Origin of the sequence: Sphingobacterium haloxyli (assembly GCF_002980525.1) — a bacterium.
Taxonomy (GTDB): Bacteria; Bacteroidota; Bacteroidia; order Sphingobacteriales; family Sphingobacteriaceae; genus Sphingobacterium; species Sphingobacterium haloxyli.
In genome coordinates, this window is the sequence record NZ_PVBQ01000001.1 from 245,465 (window position 1) to 265,018 (window position 19,554).

The 19,554-nt window shown below is 45.1% G+C and carries 11 protein-coding genes; all 11 read right to left on the reverse strand.

The genetic code is table 11. From position 1 onward, the window contains the following. Nucleotides 1-2: 2 nt before the first annotated feature. Nucleotides 3-1,019: a SusC/RagA family TonB-linked outer membrane protein gene (locus tag C5745_RS00905; RefSeq protein WP_207795674.1), complete on the reverse strand. Its 1,017-nt coding sequence runs from the start codon at nt 1,017-1,019 to the stop codon at nt 3-5. After that, complete coding sequence (locus C5745_RS00910) at nt 935-3,181, reverse strand: SusC/RagA family TonB-linked outer membrane protein (protein ID WP_105715065.1); 2,247 nt, start codon at nt 3,179-3,181, stop codon at nt 935-937. Before C5745_RS00910 ends, C5745_RS00905 begins: the two co-directional genes overlap by 85 nt. A gap of 159 nt (nt 3,182-3,340) precedes the next feature. After that, nucleotides 3,341-6,082, reverse strand: a complete 2,742-nt coding sequence (locus C5745_RS00915) for a glycosyl hydrolase (RefSeq protein ID WP_243403203.1) — start codon at nt 6,080-6,082, stop codon at nt 3,341-3,343. A 5-nt stretch (nt 6,083-6,087) separates the two neighbouring features. Then, nucleotides 6,088-6,396 (reverse strand): L-rhamnose mutarotase, encoded by a 309-nt coding sequence (rhaM, locus tag C5745_RS00920; protein WP_105715067.1) that lies wholly within the window; start codon nt 6,394-6,396, stop codon nt 6,088-6,090. After that, a complete protein-coding gene (locus tag C5745_RS00925) occupies nt 6,393-9,347 on the reverse strand; it encodes a sugar-binding domain-containing protein (protein ID WP_105715068.1) in 2,955 nt (984 codons plus the stop codon). Before C5745_RS00925 ends, rhaM begins: the two co-directional genes overlap by 4 nt. 37 nt (nt 9,348-9,384) lie before the next feature. Then, a complete protein-coding gene (locus C5745_RS00930; protein WP_207795675.1) occupies nt 9,385-10,545 on the reverse strand; it encodes a glycoside hydrolase family 88/105 protein in 1,161 nt (386 codons plus the stop codon). Nucleotides 10,546-10,644: 99 nt separating this feature from the next. Continuing rightward, nucleotides 10,645-12,258, reverse strand: coding sequence for an arylsulfatase (locus C5745_RS00935; RefSeq protein ID WP_105715069.1), 1,614 nt, complete (start codon nt 12,256-12,258; stop codon nt 10,645-10,647). 15 nt (nt 12,259-12,273) lie between these two features. Further along, nucleotides 12,274-13,065 carry a rhamnogalacturonan acetylesterase gene (locus C5745_RS00940; protein ID WP_105715269.1) on the reverse strand — a complete coding sequence of 264 codons (792 nt, stop codon included), beginning with the start codon at nt 13,063-13,065 and terminating at the stop codon, nt 12,274-12,276. Nucleotides 13,066-13,147: 82 nt separating this feature from the next. Beyond that, nucleotides 13,148-14,995: a rhamnogalacturonan lyase gene (locus tag C5745_RS00945; protein ID WP_105715070.1), complete on the reverse strand. Its 1,848-nt coding sequence runs from the start codon at nt 14,993-14,995 to the stop codon at nt 13,148-13,150. A gap of 17 nt (nt 14,996-15,012) precedes the next feature. Continuing rightward, a complete protein-coding gene (locus C5745_RS00950) occupies nt 15,013-16,344 on the reverse strand; it encodes a rhamnogalacturonidase (RefSeq protein ID WP_105715071.1) in 1,332 nt (443 codons plus the stop codon). A gap of 277 nt (nt 16,345-16,621) precedes the next feature. After that, entirely contained in the window at nt 16,622-19,501 is a 2,880-nt protein-coding gene (locus C5745_RS00955) for a glycoside hydrolase family 2 protein (RefSeq protein WP_243403204.1), read from the reverse strand. Nucleotides 19,502-19,554: the final 53 nt, after the last annotated feature.

Here is a 19,554-nt window from a genome sequence, read left to right on the forward strand (position 1 = left end):
TTTTAAAAAGTCAAGTTAATACCAAATGTAATTGTTTTTGGTAGCGCCAATCCACCATAATCGCCAGCTTCGAGATAGTCATCGTCGCCACTCAGGTTCGTGTTCGCCGATTCGGGATTCAACCCACCGTCATATTTATCACGTCCCCAGAAGTTCTCCAACGTCAAATACACCCGTCCAGAGTTCAGCCACGATTGTCCTGCAAGCCGTAAATCGCGGAAGTTATATCCGAAAGTGACGTTCCGTAAGCGCCAGTAATCGGAAGAATACAACCAATCGGTATTTTTAATGCGGCCAAAGGTAGAATAGGCTTTTCCGACCCGACCCTCGCCCGGATCTTCTGCTGAACGCCATCTATCCCGGTAAAAACCTAATGCGTTATCACTAGCACCTTGTCCTGTGCGTCCCAATGCCCGCCCTAAAAGCGAATATAGATGTCCGCCACTTTGCCCTTGAAACATAAAGCTTAAGTCGAAGTTCTTGTATTTGAAATCGTTCGTAATCCCCCAGACATAATTAGGATTGGGATGCCCAACAATGACACGATCCTCCGCATCTATCACGCCGTCTCCGTTAGCGTCTACGTAACGGGGATCGCCCGCTACCTGCGTCCCATATAAGGCGGCTCCGTTATCGATATCTTGCTGCGTAAGGATACCATCTTGCTGGACGACGTAAATACTATACATCGGTTGTCCGACACGCAAAATACTGTGCTCGATATCAAAAGAAGACGGAATCAGGATTTCCTGCTGGTCACCGATTAGCTGCGTTACTTTATTCGTATTATGACTGAGGTTGAAAGAGGACGACCAGGAAAAATTATCTCGTTGTATGTTGCGGGACGTAATTTCCAAGTCCCATCCGCGACTTTGTACTGTACCAGCATTATCCAATAAAGACCCGAAACCGGTAGACCACATGGTCGGCACATTCAACAAGAGGTTACTGCTTGTTCTCTGGTACCAATCAAATGATCCTGATAAACGCGAGCGAAGTAACGCAAAATCCAATCCCACATCAAAGGTTCTGGATTTTCCCAAGTAAGATCGGGATTGATAATATTACCGGGAGCCCAGCCAGGCGCGGTATTTCCACCCCAGGCATAATTAGCGTCACCTAAGATAGCTATACTGCTGTAATCCCCGATATTATTGTTTCCGGACTCTCCATAACTGGCTCTCACCTTTAAATCTTGTATAAAGTCTGCTGTCTGCATAAAATTTTCGTCTGACAGCCGCCAGCCAGCCGATACCGATGGAAACCAGCCCCATTTCGTGTTCATACCGAAACGGGAGGACCCGTCCCTACGCATACTTGCCGAAAACAAATACTTTCCATCAAAAGCATACTGTATACGCCCGAAATAGGATAGCATCAAGTTTTTGGTAGCGTTGGTAGAGGCGATAGTACCAACGGCAGCATTCAACGTTTTTATATTACTATTTCTATATCCTCCTTGTGAGGTAATAGATGACGCATCAAATCGATCGTAGTTGTATGCATGCCCTAACAGAGCCGTGAGGTTATGCCTGTCTAATTCCAAATTATACGTTAATGTATTCTCGTTGACGAAAGTCTGCTTCCGATATTTGTTACTAGCCCCGTACGTAGATTGATTCGGGTTGTCCACGCGTTGTTGCAATGTCCCCCCTACTGTATACGGCCTAAAACTAAAAGAGGTCCGATCCGTATGATCCAGATTCACTGTGGTTTTGAAAACCAAATTGTCAAAAATATTGTATTGTCCGTATAATGTCGCCAAAACACGTGCTGTTTTGTTCTCTCCGATATAGTTTTCCAGCTTAGCTATTGGGTCATTGGTCGATGTGCTCCACGGATAATGGGCATTTTCAAATACATTGACGGTCCCAGCAGGGTTATTTTGCACGGGTGTCATCGAATATATCTGGTGTATGATGTTGTCCTTTCCTTCTATCCCCGGATCATTGGCTTCAGAATACGTAGGAGCCAGATTCATCCCAAATGTCAGTTTTTTTGTCGGCTTCACATCGACATTCGCACGTAGTGCATAATTTTTATAATCCAGTCCCCGAATTATTCCTTTTTGATCCATGTAATTTCCCGAGACATAATAATTCACGTACTCGGTACCCCCCGAAGCACCTAATTGATAATTTTGTACCATACCTGTGCGATACGCCTCATCCTGCCAGTCAATTAGATACATACCCGGTCGACCATCCTGCAACCAACGTTCGTCAAACATAAATGACGTGTTGTACCCACCCGAACCTAGGCCTAAAATGGCGCGACGTTCTTCTATCGTTTGATTTGCTGAGCGTCCAGCACCCGAGGCCACCCACTGCCCGTTGATCATTTCCACTGCACGTTCGATCCATTCTTCACCATTTAGCATATCCAATTTTCGATAGGGCGAAGATGCACCTAAGTAGGTATTGAATGTCATCTGGGGCTTGCCAGTCTTTCCGCGTTTTGTCGTGATAAGCACAACACCATTGGCTGCGCGGGAACCATAAATTGCGGCTGCCGAAGCATCTTTCAATACTTCAATCGACTCAATATCATTGGGGTTAATATTGTCCAGAGGGTTGCCCTGTGCATAATTCCCAGATCCGTTTGGCGCTGCAGTCGCCAAAGGGAATCCATCGATCACATACAACGGCTCACTTCCTGCCGTAATAGAACCCGAACCACGTACCTGTACGCTAAGCCCCTTCCCCGGTACGCCTGTTGTCTGTTTCACCCGGACGCCGGACATCTGTCCCACTAATGCTTGATCGACACGCACAAGGGGACGTTCTTCCAGTCCGTCGGCATTAAATTTAGAAACAGGTGCGATAACATCCGAACGACGCTGTGTACCGTAACCAATGACAACTACTTCGTCCAGCATTTCGTCTTTCGCCCGCAAGGTCACGACAAGCGGTTGCAAACTTTTCACCAGCATTTGCTGACTTTCATATTCAACCGAAGAAAATTGCAATGTTTCACCGGGCTTAACCTGAACACTAAACTCTCCTCCAGCTCCAGACGATGCAGACCGGTTATCATCTCCCAAAACCCGCACCGATACCCCCACTAAAGGTCGCTGCGACGCATCAACCACTTTACCTTGCAGCATGTCCTGTGCAGCAGCCGAATAACCAGCCCCCAGAAAAAGGGCAAGTAAACAATAAAAAAAGATCTGTTCTCTCATAGATTTATCAACTCGTTATACCATAGATTTATAGTAGCTCAAAAGCAAGGTAAAAAGTTTGTGTAACAAAACTGTTATGTACTTTCATGGTCGTCTCAAAAAAAGGCCATTTCCTTATCGAAAATGGCCTCTCCCTTAAAACGAATAAACTACTGTATTTCAATAGCTAAATAAACGTACCGGTCCTTTTAGACCGCTATCCATCAGCTTCCAGCTACTTGCATCAAAATCTTTATAATCAATATTTACAAAGTTAATCTCGTGATAATTGCGCCAAGACACGTTTCGTTTGTCCAAATCTCGAATGCGATTAGCCATCAAGTTAGCAACCTCTATCCGTATATCATTTTTTCCTTCTTGTAAAAAATCACCAATTTCAACCGTAAACGGATGTGCCCATACCACGCCGGCATCCTTGCCGTTGATCCATACGCGAGCACTTTCGCTGACTGCCCCCAGCTGCAGCTGGTAAGCTTTATCAGATTTTTTTGAGATGGTGAAAGAGCTCTCATACGCTGCCTCACCGGCAAACTTATTAGCTGCCTCATCTCCCCAGTCCGTCCAATAACTCAGGTTGTTCAATTCCCGGCCTTTGGGCAATTGAGGACCACCTTTCAAGAAACTTACTTTCCACGGATTCACGAATACTTTTTCTTCCTGTAGCTCGTCGACATAGTGATAAGGTAGATCCGCTTTGTCTGTATCGGATACGTATACGACCCATGCATAACCGGCTGGGATCTGCACACGAACGTTACCTTTCTCTGCGGGAAGCTTAAACGTCGCTCCCGTCTGGGGATCCAGCAAGGTATAGTTTTCCCCAACACTATTTAGATGAACACGCTGATCGATCATTCTATCCGTATGGTTGACCATATAGTAATACGTTCCTTTTTCAGTCACTCTTCTATTAAATTTCAGTCCCGTACGTGCTAATCGCTCTGCATACAGTTGCTCGGTTTCCAACGCTGAGTACACATCATTTGTGAGGTATATTTTACCGTTGCCGTACGCCGTATACTGGTTTTCCTCGTCCAGTTCAAATCGGAGCGTCGCCAACAGGTCTTTCATCTTTTTGCGACGCTCTTCCAGATTCGCTAAGCCGCCAACATCTTTCGGTAAAGTTTCAAAAATGAGTGTCGCTCCATTCCTCGCTAATTTCAATAGATTGTCGAGCGTTTCCTCCGAAAAATAATGTGTCGAAGGAATATAGATAACCTTATAAGGTCGTGCTTTTTCTGCCGTTAACACGAGGTTGTCCTTTACCTTTGATTCAGCGAGGATGGCATCGGTTACAAAATCAAAACTATACCCCAAGCGCTGGAGATACATGCTTTGTTTGTAGAACTCGGTCGGGTGTAACCAATCATCAACATGATGTACGCTTAATGTTTTAAATGGCGCTTTGGTATCATGCCAAACATCATATATCGACCAATACACCAATAATTCGTTATCTGCCTGTGTCGTCTGTAAAATAGATTGTACACGCGTAATATAACTATTCAATCCGGGGAGGTGAGACCAAAACGAATTGTTAGTCGTAAAATTGACAGATGCATAAAACAACCAGCCCGGATACGGCACATCTTCCGGAGAATAGGTCGTGCCGTGGTAAAAAACGTGGTTTACCCCCGCCAAAAACAACTGTTCTACTTCTGGTTTTGCCTGTGCGAGCGACGTCTTGAAGTGCTCCGTGAGCCATGTAAACGTTTCGGACGACGTATATTTTTTACCTGTCGTATGGGTTGCCGACGACGCGAACTTAAACATCATCGGATCAGGATCGACATTACGAACATCAGCACTGTCCCGTCTCAAATCCGGAATAGCAAAAAAACTGGAGCCAAAAGTCTCACATTCAGCAATATCCGTACTGGCATATAGATCTATTAAGTTTCCCGGCGATCCATGTGCTTGGTTTTTCGATAGCGCCCCCTGTTGATTGGAGAACGAGGTAAAAGGAACCAAGAAGTTATCCCGAAGAATAGCATTCACCACTTCCCGGTAATCCGACTTCACACGCTTTTCCTTTTCTTTGTCGTTACTCTTTCCAGCAAAGTCCAGTAAGTATCCCTGTAATTTATATCCCTTCCTTTTTTCAAATTCTCCTAAAAAATGATCAGTCCAGTTGGCACCATATACTTCATAGCTGTCGTTAAAAAAAGCACGAACCTGTAGATCCTTTCCTTGAAATGCTTCCTGAAAATGACTAAAGTAGCGTTGCACGGGTTCTTTACCCAGATGATCAAGCGTAAATCCTTCGCCTCCCGGCGCCGCACGTTTGACTTTTTGACGCGTTCTTCCCGAGAAAAGGACGATTACCCGGACGTCTTCGGGTGCTGTCCAGCTTCCCGACTGGTTATGCATCTGACTATCCAGATTGATCTCCTGTCCATCGGATTTATATGCACGAAGCGCCTGCAATTTGCTAAAACGCTGTTTGGTATCGCTTACACCTAGCGGAAACGATATTGCCTGTCCTTGCTTTAGATCGATCTCATCTAAAAACAATTTGGTAGCCGCATGTTGCTCATCGATTTGCGGTCCACCAAATGGCCAGCCCGTTCCTAGGTTAATATCCACGCCCATGTGATGGGCGTTTGCTTGATCCACGGTAAATGCCAGCATATCCATCCACTTGTTCGAAAGAAAAGGGATATACCGATCTTCATACCCTTTGGCACCGTATATAGGGGTCACTTCCACGCCGCCGAAACCTGCCTCATCCAGTAGTTTTATCTCTCTGGAAAGGTTGGGTTTATCCACAGCGGAGCCTAGCCACCACCAACGTGTCCAAGGTTTCATTTCCTTTGTTACGCTGGGCCACAGGTCTTGTGCCCATCCAGCGGAAGTAGCCATACCATAACATATCAATATCGTTAAAAATCTCTTCTTCATCGTTGTTAATCTAAATGGAAAACTTTCGTTAAAGGTCTAGAAATGGGCGAAAAGTCGGCGTTCGTTTCCATGATATCTGCCATATACTTCCACCAACGTTGCACGACAGCTGTCTTTCCTAATTCCTGGGATGATTTACCTGTCAAATACTGGACCGCAAACAGTGTATTGGTATCCTCATCCAAAAAAATAGTATAGTCTGTTATGCCACTTTCTTTCAATAGCTCCACCAGCTCCGGCCAAATAGCAGCATGTCTCCTCTCATATTCTTCCTTCATACCCGGTTTCAATCGCATTTTGAACGCCACTTTCATCTGTTTATTTTTTTGTGAATATCTATTTCAATAATACTCAATCGGCCGTTGGCGCCGATATCATCTCTCGCCACACCGTCATCCAATTTCTTGCCACCTATTTCAGCATGTTGATTCTCCGCTGCGACAACAGAACTACCCTTCAGCTGGATTTTTACGCGGCGTCCTTGGGTACGTGGGATTTCCAGTGTATAGTAACCCAACGTCGTTTTCGTCTTCCCATCAAACACCAGCTTGTCGTCGACAAAAACCTGTAGCGGGTAACTCCGTGACCTAAAATTATTCAATTTTACATCAATTTCATCAATATCCGATTTTTTGTCCAGCGTGTATTCTATCCACGCGCTTTGCAATGTTCCATCATTCACCCAGTCTGTCAACTCATTGTCGTCATAGGAGGCCATAGCCATCTCTTGATTAGCACCAGCTCTTACTTTCTGTATAGGCAATGTTATCCGCCGTTGCTTTAAAGGTTCACCATGCAAACCATTTCCCCGGTCCATATTGACCGGTAAGCCCATTCCCGCACGTTTTACAAAAAGACCACTTTTCTCAACGACAGGAGAAACTTCCCACGAGAGACTATCCGGCAAAAGACCGTTGACCTGTGCTTTTATGTTCATTTCGCCTGACTTTCCGTATCTGGTGCGTAGCAATACGCTATTTATACCGCCTTCAACAGGGAGCGATTCCGAAAGGACATAGTTGTTGGGGCCTTGTGCAATACCTCCCCGCCATTCCATCGGACCGTCCCAACTGAAATCAATCATATGGGTCGCCGTCGGGCAACGTCTACCTTCTTTGTCCAACACTTCCACATCGACTAAAACCATATCGTTACCATCGGCATATAAGCCATTATTCCCATGCTGGTAGTTGAGCTTTACCCGATACGGCTCGCCGGCTGTTTGTATTACTTTTTCATTCAACACCTCCCCGTTTTCATTATATGAACGCGCTTTTAATTCCCCTGCCACAAAAGCTATCTGTGGAAAAGTGAATAAGAACTGATAAGAACGGGCACCAAAACCTTGACTCTGACCGTTGACAAACAGTTCCACCTGCTCGCCTGCGCTGACTACATGGATATCTTTTTTTGTATGTGGCGCATAATTCCAATGGCCGATGATGTGCAGCCCCTTAGGATCTGGATCGATCCATCCATCCCACATGACCTGATGGGCGTAATAGGCATCTTTAGGAATGCGCATGGCATCTACTTCTCCACTTCGACGATAGTTCTCTTTCCCCCTATAATGCGTATTAGAGTCGGAGAAGATAATATTCACACCGCCCGAGCTTACTCGCTTTCCAGTTCCCGGACGTACTTTCCAGTATTCCCACCAACGGCGAACCGTCTCCATGGCGTGCTGATCCTGGTTCCTATTGTAAGCACCGGCATCGTTACCCTTATACAGCGGCCCTTCTCCCTCTTTGTGGAAAGGATAAGTATGTTCATCCCAATACTTACGCAGGCCTTCATCGCGCATGTATTCGGTGGCAATCATCGGGTGTCTACCGCTCTTATTAATGTAGAGCATTTCACCGCCGTATTCCGCCAGTTTACTATCCAACATTTCACGAGATCCGACGGCACGGCCTCCATGGGGATCATATTGGTCACGAATGGCAATCATTTCAGCCATGTGTTCTTCGGAGATTGATTCATTTCCACTTTCCCAAAAAATAACACTCGGGTTGTTCCGGTAGTAAATGATCGCATCGCGCATCAGTTCGGTCCGCTGCTCCCAGCGGCGACCATCTACGTCCCTTTCCGCGTCTCCCGCGGGCAGCATTTGCATCAGTCCGACACGGTCGCAAGATTCCACATCCTGACGCCAAGGCGCAACATGCATCCAACGAACCAGATTCGCATTACTTTCCACCATCAACTTGTTGCTGTAGTCACTCAGCCACGGCGCCACAGAAAGTCCTACTGCCGGCCACTCATTGCTCGTCCGTTGGGCATACCCTTTCATCATCAACACTTGATCGTTTATAAAAACCATACCGTCCCGAAAAGCTGTTTTACGGAATCCTGTACGCGTATCCACCACATCAATCGTCTCGCCATCAACGACTAACTTCGTCGTTACTGTATATAGATAACCGTATCCCCAATTCCAAAAATTGACATCGTCCAATTTAGATTCCGCCCGAATCGTCCCCGTCGCTCCTGCCGCTAACGAAAAAGGACTTTCAAATGTATGTACAAGCCTACCTTCAAGATCCCGTACTTCCACTAAAAACTGTCCTTTAGACGTCGCAGATGTTTCATTTTTCACTTCGGATTCTACGTGGAGATCCAGCCGTTTTTTTGAAATATCGATGTTCTGTGCATAAACATAGACGCCCGTTGTTCCTAAGTTGGAATATAAAGGCAAGGTCTGGTACGTTCCTCCAGTAAAATGAATCCAAACATTTTTGGGGATACCGCCATAATTTGCGTTGAAATTTTTATCGTTCCATTGGAAAATACTATTGGTCGCTTTTTCCCTATATCGCCAGTCGTTATCGGTTCGAATAGCGATTACATTTTCGCCTTTTCTTAGCACGCTTTGCGAGATATCTAAGCCCGCTGCCATAACGCCATTCTCATGACGGCCAATCCACGTGCCGTTCAGATAAAATTCCGCGCCGAAACGCACACCTTCAAATTCCAAAAATACCTTTTCTTGCGGCACATCATCCGGTAGTATGAACGTCTTGCGATACCAGACCACTCCAGTACTGTGTTCGTGTATTGGCTTTGCAAAAGCCTCATCTTCGTTCCAGGCGTAGGGCAACGTAACAGCCCTCCATTCCGTATCGTCAAATGTGGGCTGCTGGGCTTCTTCTAAATCGCCCTTGTGAATCTTCCATCCAGCGTTGAAACTATATGTCTGCCTGGGTTGTGCCCATGTTGCTAAACCATAGAACAAGACACATATCGTTATACACAGTTTTGTCATATCATTAGGGCTTTTATCTCTGGTTTTATAGTCTATGTTATTTGCTTGTTTCCATCAATCGATACACTTCCGTACCCGCCAACAAGAAACATCCGAGCCCATAATCTTCAAAATCAGGTACACTTGCATAACTCACGGGTTGTCCATCCTTGGGTTCTTTTCCAGTTCCCTGAAGATAGCCTAAGAAACCAGATGGGTGTACGGCTTCGCTCACCATCCCGTTCCAAGCCTTCTCCAAAGCTGGCTGGTACGTAGCCTTATCCAAGATACCTTCATTTATTCCCCAAGCCATACCGTACACAAAAAGAGCGGTTCCGCTGGTCTCACGACCGCCAAAATTCGTGGGATCGTGCATACTGACATTCCAGAAGCCATCTTCCCGTTGTGTAGCCAGAACACCTTCCATCAGATCCTTGAAATCTTGTAGATATTCCGCACGATGCCGTTGGTTTTCCGGAAGAAGATCCAGCACACGTACCAACGCGGCTACCACCCACCCGTTTCCACGCGACCAATAACAATCTTCCCCATTGGGTTCTTTATAAGGCGGAACGAAATCTTTATCGCGCCACCATAATTTATCTTCCCTGTTATATAAACCGCCCCCTTCAATATCTCTTGAATGCACATACATCTTATACATGTAGTCAAAGTATTGCTCGTCATCGTACATAACTCCCAATTTCGTATAGATAGGCATTGCCATCTGAATAGCGTCTATCCAAGTCCAGTCGTCCACTTTTCCCGATGCGATGATGAAATCGATATTCTCTTTAATATCTGCTATGCGCTCCGGTTGCGGGTCTATTTCGTAAAGGTCGAGATAGGTCTGACCACAATTTTGATCGTCGGCGTTACGCGTTTCCGTACCATTACGCAGCCCCCATGCATGATTATTGCCCCAGTCTACGGCATAATCATAATATCGTTTATCCGGATCGATTTTATACAACGCCATTAAGCCCTCATAGTACACACCCCTCGTCCAGATATTACTCGGACGCCAACGAGTCGTATAGATAGGTTCCTTCGTATCCGGCCATTTATCCATAAAATAGTTATTGGTTCGTCGCAAGATTTCCAATACTTCGTGTTTTTCTTCCTTTTTTGATACCAATTGCTTTTTGGGAGCACAAGCACTCAGGATAACCATCATCAACAGCAGCAGGCTATACGTTGTTCTTCTTTTACTACTCATCGTATTATTGAAATAGATTATTTGATTTATATTGTTGCAACGATAATACTGCATAATTTCTTACCGGGCAACCTGCTGTATCCTGAGAAAGGATGAAATTTACTCATACCGTACATTTTTTCGCTTCTTGTCCAGTTCTTGATAAGGTATGACGCCAACACGTTTAGACCAAGCATCATAGATATCGGACAGCTCTTTCACCACTCGAGGATATTTGGCTTTAACATCGGTATTTTCTGCCCGATCGTTCTCCACATCGTAGAGATACCATATATCTTCCGGGTATTCCGCGACCAGCTTCCATTTTCCTTTCCGAACGGCTTTATTCCCCTCGTGTTCAAAACAAATCGCTCGATCTTCCGCTACTGCGCCATTCCATATCGTCTGCAACGCCTTTCCCTCCATGGGCTGGATGGCGTGTTCGGCAAATTCCTGCGGATAAGCTACATTCGCCCATTCCACGAAAGCGGGCATAATGTCAATAAGATGGGCTGGACGATCAATCTGCAAACCGCTAGGAATATATTTTGGGCCATAGGCAACAAAAGCAGTGGCATTTCCTCCTTCAAATTCCCAATGTTTAAACTTGCGAAAAGGCGTGTTACTGACTACAGCACCTTCCTTGCCGTAAGCCGTAAACGATTTGGGGTGACTCGCCGGAAAGAAATTGGCAGCCCGGATTTCTTCCGTGAACCCTTGATTGGTTATCGTTTCGTTGCTAGCGCCGTTATCAGATAGAAACAGAAAAATAGTGTTCTCCAACTGGCCGCTACGACGTAGATGTTCCACGAGTTTGCCGACATTTTGATCAATGGCATCTACCATGGCCGCATAAACAGCCATACGTTCATCCCATTGTACTTTTTCTGCCCATGAAAGCGATTCCCAATCGCGCATAGTCGTGTCTAAAGGCGACAACGTAGTCGAGGGCGGAAACAAGCCCATTGCCTGCTGCTTCTCAAATCTTCGTTGACGGACAGTCTCCCACCCATCCATATATTTACCCTGGTAGCGTGCGATATCTTCCGGCTTCGCATGTAAAGGCCAATGTGGTGCTTGATAGGCGATATAAAGAAAGAAAGGATCTGACGCTTTCTCCTGTACGTGCTGATCGACAAAGGAGATGGCGTAATCGGTGTAGGCATCGGTACTATAATAGTTTTGCGGAGTTGCTATTTCCTCGTTGTCCAAGGCAATGGTTAATTTTTGATTGGGACGATAGGGCCTGTTTTCAAAATAACTGTTCGCACCATCAATAAGTCCATAAAATCGATCAAAACCACGCTGCAAAGGCCAATGTTCCTGTGCCTGACCAACATGCCACTTCCCCGTCATATACGTACCATATCCCGCACTTCCCAATACTTCGGCAAGGGTGACCGTTTCACGGTTCAGGTATCCCTGATAGGCGGGGTAAGGCCGGGTATTCATCATGTCTCCGATTCCCGCTTGGTGCGGATATACACCCGTAAGCAACGAAGCTCTAGACGGGCAACAGCGCGAAGCGTTATAAAAATTGGTCATTTTAACGCCGCCTTGTGCCATACTATCTAGATAGGGCGTCTGTATTTCCGATCCAAAACAACCTAAATCCGAATAACCCATATCGTCTGCTAAAATTAAGACAATATTGGGGCGATCTGCGGTCTGTGCAAAAGCAACCTGTAGAAATGCCAAAAAACAAAGAAAATGGATACGTAGAGCTTTCATCATTGGTGTTATATCAAGTTATTTTCTTAAATATCTTTTCAACCCTAATTCGGGATTTTCCAAAAGATAATCTACAATTAACGACGCATTTACCTCTGCTCCAGCTTGCAGGGTATGGGTATGATCCTTGGGGCCAAAGAATAATCGTCCGACCTCTTCCTTTCCTCTCTTTTCATATTCGGCCACAATCAAATCTTCCAACGGGATGAAAAAAGCAGCTGCCTGTTCTGCCGCTTCCTTTGCCCAAATAGCATAATCGGATCGTACGACGCCTGCGCCGTCCCAGCGATTACGCGGGATTGGCGAACAAATAATGGCAGTAGCCCCCTTGTCATGGATATTCTTTACAAATAAACGTAAGTAGTATCCATAACTATAAACCATCTCGTTTTGCTTTAACAGAGGATTTTTCACCTCTTGATACGCATCGCCGTTCCCTTTAATGGTACCTCTTGCTCGCAGGGTATCCACGATTGGGCTGGCATCGTTGTGACCAAATTGCATGATAACGTAATCACCCGGCTGTATACTATCTAACACTTGTTGCCATAGTTTCGGGTTGTTATAAAATGTCCGAGTGCTCGTGCCGCCCAATGCCTTATTCCGTACATCAATTCGTTGCGGGTTAAAATAGTCAGCGATAAAACTACCCCATCCCCATTGTCCATTACTCCCCCCATCTCCCCGTCCGGTTTTGACGGTAGAATCTCCAATGAGAAAAAGTGTAGGTTTGTCTTCCTTTTCGATAAAAGAACATAAAACCAACATGACAAAGACGGACAATACTACATTAACTCTACTGATATTCATTATTTTATATATTTCGATAATGGATGTTGTATGTTTTTCAAATCTTATAATCGCTAATTGCTTTACCATTTGCCTATAGCACTTATTTCTTTGTCTTTAAATCCCTTCCAGGGTTTACAACACGTATGTCCGGCGCTTTAACCGGAAGGACCATCCCTGTGCCGAGGTAAAAACCAGTATGGGGTGGTTGATTATAGGCGACGTTTTGCCAAGCAATACTCAAACGGTATACGGGATCGTGCATCAAGGTATACAGTCGATGTTCTGTCGGAATAGTCGTTGTGTATATCCGCAGGGATTGATTATCCTCGGATCTGAGGATAAGTTCTTCCCGCCAGTCCCCTAATATGTCAGCGCTCAAATTTGGTGTACTTTTTGATCCATTGATTGACAAAGCCCCTTCTGCTCTAAAAATTATCCCTTCTTGATATTTTTCGATATAGTTACTGTTTAATAGCTCCCGGCTTAAGTCACCATCCCACCAAATCAAGAAATTGGTCGAACGGGGCGGAGGTCCCACTGGATTTCCTTTCATATCATACATCACCTTTGAACCTAACCACCACATATAGGCTCCTCGATGGTTGGGGTCGATATTGGCTGCTACTCCCCTGCCCACATCCTGATCAATGCCGCCTTTAAAAAGTATTTCACCCGTTTTCGCATCGCGAAGCGCGGCGCCTATCTTTCTACGTTCATGTATACCAAATGCTTCTAAACCCGGACGGTCCGGATCTAAATCGGTTACGTGTAAAGCATCGCCATGTCCCAGCCCTGTTGTATACAGTCCGGTACCGTCGTCATCAATACACATCGCACCAAATATGATTTCGTCTTTTCCATCTTGGTCTACATCGGCCACTGCAAGACTATGATAACCCTGGCCCGCATAGGGATGTTTACCGGTCTCGGTATCGAATACCCAACGGCTCACTAGTTTGCCGTCTTTAAAATCCCAGGCCACTAATGCCGTCCGTGCGTAGTAACCTCGTGTCATGACAATGCTAGGGTTTTCGCCATCCAGATAAGCAACAGCCGCCAGATAACGCTCCGACCGATTCGCGCGGGTGTCACCCCAAGAGCGCAGGTCACCTCGTTCCGGCAAGTAATCCACGGTGCTGACCGCCTCTCCGGTGCGTCCATCAAAAACTGTAAGGTATTCGGGACCCGTCAAAATACGGCCGTAGGTTGAAGAATTGCTGTCGGTATCCCGCCAGTCCGCATCGGGGTCACCTATAATCTTTCCAGATCCGTCTTTTGTACCATCTGCTGTTTTGCATACAAACTCCGCGCGACCATCGCCATCTAAATCATACACCATAAACTGGGTGTAATGTGCCCCTTCCCGAATGTTTTTGCCTAAGTTAATTTCCCATAAAAAGGTACCATCCAATTTATACGCCTGAAAAATCGGATCAGTAGTGATCCCATTGTGTGCATTGTCGTGTCCCTTTCCAATTTGGTGTACAATAATCTCATACGAACCATCGCCGTCTAAATCCGCCACAGAGGCGTCCCCGGGTGTGTAATCTTCAGGGGTACGTAACGGAATTTCTAGATATTGTCTTACGGGCGTATTCTTTTCCAGTTTTAGCGTGGCCTCCAGATTTTCTTGTTGGTTTTCCACGCTAACCAATGTGTAGGTCACATCCTGCGCTAGATCGACCCTTTTGTCTTCAAAGTTTGTTCCTTTCAGCAAAGGCTTATCGGTAAGCCGTACTTTCTTTCCCTCTCCATATTGTCGGTATAGATGAAAAGGCAGATTATATTCATCTGTCGCCAGCAAACGCCAGCTAAGGAACGTGGTATGATCAGACGTTTTGACCGCTACGAACCCTCGATCCAAGTATTCCATCTGACGCTGTGCCGAAAGCGGGATAGCTACAAGCAGGAAAACTGCTGTCAATAAGGTGTTCTTCAGGTTTTTCATAATGGGTTATTTTAGCGTTATTTCTGAGCAACTTCTTTGCCGTTTACAACCACGTTTTTCAAAATAAAGTTTTCAATATAATCCTGATTGATATGCGGTCTTTTCGCTTTGATATTCATATTTTCAAACGTGAAGTTGGATAATTGATACTGATTAGAGTTACTCACGTCGAATAATACGTCACACGCGAGCTCGATATTACGTAGGACGATATTCCGCGCATAGGAAAGCTTAATACCCTCTTCCCCTTTCAGGTCAAAAAACTGGGTCCAGGGACGGATAAACAGCATGATGTCTGCTGTCCCTTTGACATTCTCGATCAGGATATGTTCGTATTCTTGTGGCGTGTCTGGGCGCATTTTTAGCTGTAACATGCGTTTCGCACCATCAAGTGTATTGTTCCGGTAGATCACATTGTAACTGTGTATAGACTCACTGCCGCAGGTTAATGTGCTATGACAAAAGCCAAACGTACAATCTTCAATAATAATATTATAATTCGGCCCATTGTTCGGGTCTTTGTCTGCCGTTGGTCCCTTGCCACCTTTTAAAGCAATAGCATCATCGTTCACAGACATGTAACAGTTTTTTATCAGCACGTTATGGCAGTCGTCTAAATCAATCGCATCCGAACTCGGTGCCTTAACAGGCTCTTTTGGAGCCGTAATATGCAAATCAATCAACTTCACATTTTCACAACGATAATAATGCGAAGTCCAAAAGGGAGAGTTTTTCATATGTATGCCAGACACCTGTACATCTTTGCTGTTGGATACATAGAGAATACGTGGCCGCATTTCATCTTTATTCGTACAATTTGGATTGAATTTGCGACGAAGCCAAAAAGCTTTCCAATAGCGGAGTCCATTTCCGTCTAATGTACCTTTTCCGGACACGGTAAAACCATCCACTTTGTCCGCGTTAACCAAAGCCGCAAAATACTTGACCGTTTCACCTTCTATACGCGTCGTCAATAGCTCAAAATGACTGATATCATCGCTTCCTTTCAACACGGCTCCCTCCTCCAGATACAAATGGGTCTTCGGTTTGAAAAACAGAGAACCACTTAGAAATATGCCTTTAGGTATGACCACTACCCCTCCGCCAGCTTCGTGCGCTTTGTCTATCACGGCTTGGATTTTTTCTGTTTGAAGTAGGGTGCTGTCTGGCATAACACCAAAATCAGTAATGCGGTATGATGTTCCTAATGTCTCTATACGTGTGGGCTCCACCTTCTTGAACCAGTCAGATACGGGTGTTCCGTCCGGAAAACGGTCCTGCCCTTTGACCAGATGCAATGAAGTAAGCGCTATAAATAATACGGCAACTATGAAGATTCTGTTGTTCATCTGTTTATTTTTTGTTTATGATTATAAAGTTGAAACGTAGGTTCTCTACCTTTCGGTCAGCTTGCGAGCTCTATTATTGTTTAACTTTTTATTTATCATCCCTAAACTATTAACAAATAGCAGCACAGGCAACCTGTAGTGTCCTGTTTGAACTGCATAAAACGGTTGATAATGTGACATTTTGGTAGAGAAAGCTTATATATCGCTTTTATAACCCTATGTAAAAACTTTGTTATGGCATTTAATAGCAGGATCCGTATCAAAGCCTACCCTCGCCCTAATCGGTCAATATGTTCTCTTTAGGCATCACAAATTGCGTATTTTCTTTTTCTCCTCGCGGTGTACCGAAATAGAAATAGAGTGTACGGGATATCGGCCCATCCAACACGGTCATTTCGCCTGCCGGACCATTAACCTCCGGTCTATTGTTAATCCCCATCGCCAATTTGGTACCGATGGCAGGGATAGCATCTAAAAAAGAGATATCACCGGCTGGAAGCTCCGGGTAGTGCTTCGGTCCGGAAATACCATAAAAATCGAATAAACGCAGATACATATCGTCCTGTTCGGTAGCCACAAGGAACTTGCCTTGTGTCGTGTTAAAATGCACCCAGCTTACGTCGGAAAAATATCCCTTGAACTCCGGAAATTCCCAAGGCCCAATACCCGCTCTGGAATCGTTGTACATATTTTCCCACGTGTTTAAGGTCACGCCCTGCAATCGGTTTTTCCAAACCCGATACGGCCCGTTACCCAACCATTTCGCCGTAATGATATAATTCTCCGGGAAATCAAAACTCACTCCCGCGTACGGTCGTTTTCCGTTCATCTGGTAACTATAATCCAATTTTAGCCATCCATCGGGCCGCATGGTCCAGCGGATGTAGTCCAGCTGACCGTCAAAAGCAAATTCCACGGTCTTATTATCACCTACCGAAGTCGTTCTAACCTCTTTCAACGTATATTCTCCATCAATCAATAGCGGACCGTTCTGAAAAGCGAGCTTCATACTATAGTCGTTTGCTAGATCTGCTAGCAAACCGTTTTCCTTTGCAATAAATGCTGTAATGCCATTTGCTTTCAACACATAATATGCGCTGTCTTCTGTCAGTTCGACCGGGGTCGCCGTTTTTACGGGTAAGATCTCTTCAGTTATCGACGCATTACTCCGAACGCGCCAAGACCAGGTATATATCTCTTCGCCATGCGCATCCGTAGCCGTTAGCAACAACGCGTCGTAAGCTTTCCAGCCTTCCGGCAAGTTCAACTTCAAGGTGCCTTTTTCGGTGGGCTTTATGGTTGGTGCCTTTAGAGCCTGTATCTTTTCATCAGCTATCCCTATCGCATCAGCATATGGTTGTTGGTATTTAACCAATCGATACTGAAACGTACATGCAGAGAGGTCGGTATGATGATAGCGGTTTTCTACTTCGATGTCGCCACCAAAATCTGCCGGCAAGTTCTTCATTTTGATATGAACAGGAGAAAAAATCTCTTTGATGGCAAAGAAACTAGCCTCTTTTTGTCGGTAAGGCCCTAAAATACCATCTGGGGCATTTACCCGGTTCACATCAATAGTACCATTAAAATCGGTACGCACAATACCTTCGTCCGCAAAGTTCCAGATAAAACCACCCGCTCCAAGCTTCGCTTCCCAGTGCAGATCCCAGATATCAGCTAATCCGGCAGCAGCGCCACCATCATCCTGTGCATGCAGAAACTCGGTCGTCATAAAAATATTCGGTCCTTCCAGTATTTTCTTTGTCGAGTAAAAGTCTTCATAGTGATTACAATCTATTCCATTGAGTTCATTTCCCGGTCGATGGTGCGCATGGATCACCGTGCGTGCAGATAAATCATACTTCGCGTATTCATCGATCAGTTCCTTATTATGTCCACCTTCGTTACCATTGCTCCACAGTATAATAGATGGATGGTTCACGTCCCTTATAACCAACTCTTTTACCAGTTTCTTTCCTACGGATGTTCCATAGGCCTGTTGCCATCCCGCAAGCTCATCCAAGACATATAAACCTAAAGAGTCACAATATTCGAGAAACGCTTTGTCGGGTGGATAGTGCGAACAGCGTACGGCATTCATGTTCATCTCCTTAATAAGTTTCACATCGTTCAAATCCAATGTTCGGTTGACAGACCGACCTGTTTCTGGCCACCAGACATGGCGATTTACCCCCTTCATTTTCACCTTCACACCATTCACGTATATTCCATCGCCTTGACGGACCTCGACCGTGCGAAACCCAAAACGTTCCGTTGTTTGGTAGCTGTCTCCACGGCTATTCGTTAATGTAAATACGGCGTGGTATAGGTGAGGTGTTTCTGCGGTCCATAAATTGGGTTGGTCTACATTCAGCGTCACCGATCTCACCGAATCAGAAGATGCGAGCCTTATACTTTTTGTTCCGATTACATGTCCTTCTTTATCCTTTAAGTCTACCCGTAAAGTGGAATTTTCCTGAATATGCTCGACATAAACATTGCTCCTGAACGAACCATCTGCTTTCGCATCTATGGCCGCCCACGTAATATGCGCTTTGGGTGTGGCTTCCAAATAGACCGGTCTATATATGCCGCCCAAAATCCAATAGTCGGCCAGACGTTCTGCATTATTTACAGAATTATCTGCCGACATCTTGGATACAATTACCTCTAATGCATTCTCCTTGTCGAAATGGACCTTGTCTGTAATATCATATTTAAACCTGTAGAAAGAACCCTGATGGATGTCACCAGCCGATTTTCCGTTAATCTCCACCTCCGTATCGGTCATTGATCCTTCGAAAACAATGGAGATCTTTCTGTCTTTCCAGTGTGCGGGCACTTCAAACGCATGACGATAAATTCCTTTTTCGTCATGAAAACGAAAATTCTTACCATAAGTAACGTAGTCTCGGCCATAATTATAGTTTCCGAACCCTTGTTGCTCCCAATGACTAGGCACCGCTATTTTCGACCACTTCCCTGCTTTTCTTCCCCCAGTTACCCAAAAATCCCATTCTACGGTATGTTCATTATCCTTACCGGATAGGTACCGAATTTCTTTTACATGCTGCGCATGGCCTGACAAGGTGGTACATAATAGTAAAAAGGCGATATATGTTTTTATTTTCAGTGAAAACATAGGTTTAATCATCATTGTTAAAAGCAGAGGCAAACTACCAAATAAATTAAATTATCGCATCCTGCGGC